2 protein-coding genes and 1 pseudogene are annotated in these 1660 nt (G+C 69.2%); 1 reads left to right on the forward strand and 2 read right to left on the reverse strand.

The annotated features are described in order from the left end of the window. Positions 1 to 499, reverse strand: a pseudogene (locus tag ACFQ87_RS46190) (hypothetical protein); the annotation flags it as partial. A 703-nt stretch (positions 500 to 1202) separates the two neighbouring features. Here ACFQ87_RS46190 and ACFQ87_RS46195 point away from each other — a divergent pair. After that, complete coding sequence (locus ACFQ87_RS46195; RefSeq protein WP_380617042.1) at positions 1203 to 1361, forward strand: hypothetical protein; 159 nt, start codon at positions 1203 to 1205, stop codon at positions 1359 to 1361. A gap of 37 nt (positions 1362 to 1398) precedes the next feature. Here ACFQ87_RS46195 and ACFQ87_RS46200 read toward each other — a convergent pair. Continuing rightward, positions 1399 to 1660, reverse strand: a 262-nt coding sequence (locus ACFQ87_RS46200) for a hypothetical protein (RefSeq protein WP_380617043.1), incomplete at its 5' end; no start/stop codon positions are given.

The following is a 1660-nucleotide window of genomic DNA, read 5'->3' on the forward strand; positions in this document are numbered from 1 at the left end:
TGCTGGTGATCATGCTGTTGGCGATCGTGGTCGTGGTGCCGGTGAAAGCGCCGATGCCTCCGGAGAAGTTGCCGCGGTTGTCGCGGATCCGGCTGTCGGTGACGGTGAGCGTCCCGAAGTTGGCGATGCCTCCGCCGAAGTCCCCGTCGGCGTCGCCGTTGCTGATGGTGGCGTCACAGAGGCGGAGGGACTTCCTGACCGTGAGGATGCGGAAGGGTTGCGTGGCGGTGCGCGTGATCGTGCTGTGGCGTGCGTGGATGGTCAGGTCGGCGAGGATGTCCGGCAACGGGCTGGTCAGGTTGTAGGTGCATCCGGGTGCGAGATCGAGCACCACCGGCCCGGTCGCCGTGTTGGCGGCCGTGATCGCGGCGGCCAGAGCGGTGGTGTCGCAGGGGACGGAGGTCTGTGCGTGGGCCGCGGCAGGCGCGGCGAACGCCCCGGTGGTGGAGACGAGACCGACGCAGAGCGTCTTGGCCAGGTTCACGAACGACGTGCGCATGATTGGGGTGTTCTCCTCGGGAGTCTTGGAAGGGGCTCTGCGTTGTCCGGCGGGTGGCAGCTGTGTCCCCGGGCGGCCGGCAGGAACGGGCAAGGGGTTCTCCGGCACTCTCCTCGGAGTCGGCCGCTCGTTCCGTCGACACCGGTGCGGGGTCATGAGGCTGCCCGGACCGCCGCGGCTTCGCCCCGGGGACTCTCGGCGCAGCACTTCGGGGTCGACCTCGCCTGTCGGGGAACCGGCCTGACACGGCGCAACCTCGAAGACCGTCGTGAGCCCCGACGATGCCGATGGCGGCTGTGTGACGGGGTGCCGAGTCGGCGGAGCGAAGACCGAGGCACCATCGACCTACGATTACGGATAGTGATCACGCTTTGCTGTCCGCTGAGTCGTCAGTAACCGCTTCTGGGCTCAACCGATCCCTGACAAAGCAGGTTTGTCCGGTGCCGGACGGTGTTCAGTCTGGGCGGCCGGTCGCACTGTTGTCATGCCGGGCCGCGCAGATGGGTGACGCACGGTTACCGGCTGGTGAGAGCCCGGTCGTCTCACGGCGGGCCGCCCCCATGCAAGGCCCTCCGGCGGACGCCGGCCGGGCCGGGAGGTCGTTCCGGGCGGCGACGGGAAGCTGGCCGAGGAGCCGGCGTACGACCTCAGCGCCGACGTCGTCACCGGCAGCCCGTACGCCCCGGCGCGTCCCGAACTGTCGATGGCCGAACGAATCGCGATAGTCGCGGTCTGCAGGTCGGCCGCGGCGAAGCCCAAGGTGTCGCCGGCGGACCGGTTCGGCGCCGGCCTGACGGCGCTCGCGGCCTTCGTCGAGCGGGATGGCCACGCGAAGGTGCCACGCGCCCACAAGGATGGATGACGATGCGGCGCACCGCCGGGGCAGCGCCGAAGAGGTGCTACGGGCTCACGAGGAGGCCCGGCTCCTCCAGGAACGTCGAGTTCCCGGCTACTACAAGTACCGCGAACGCAGCTACTTCCTCCAGCAGACCGCAGACGCCATCGAGGCGGAGGCTTAGGCCCTCGCTCTCGGCGTCGGTGCCTACCAGGGGTTCGGCACCGACGAAGAAGACCTCGCTTTGGCCGGGTTCACCCAACGGGTCGAGGATCTGCGCAACGAACAGCGTCGCCGCCAGCAGCAACTCGACCAGCCTGTCGAGC

The sequence above is a fragment of the Kitasatospora sp. NPDC056531 genome (genome assembly GCF_042794375.1).
GTDB lineage: Bacteria > Actinomycetota > Actinomycetes > Streptomycetales > Streptomycetaceae > Kitasatospora.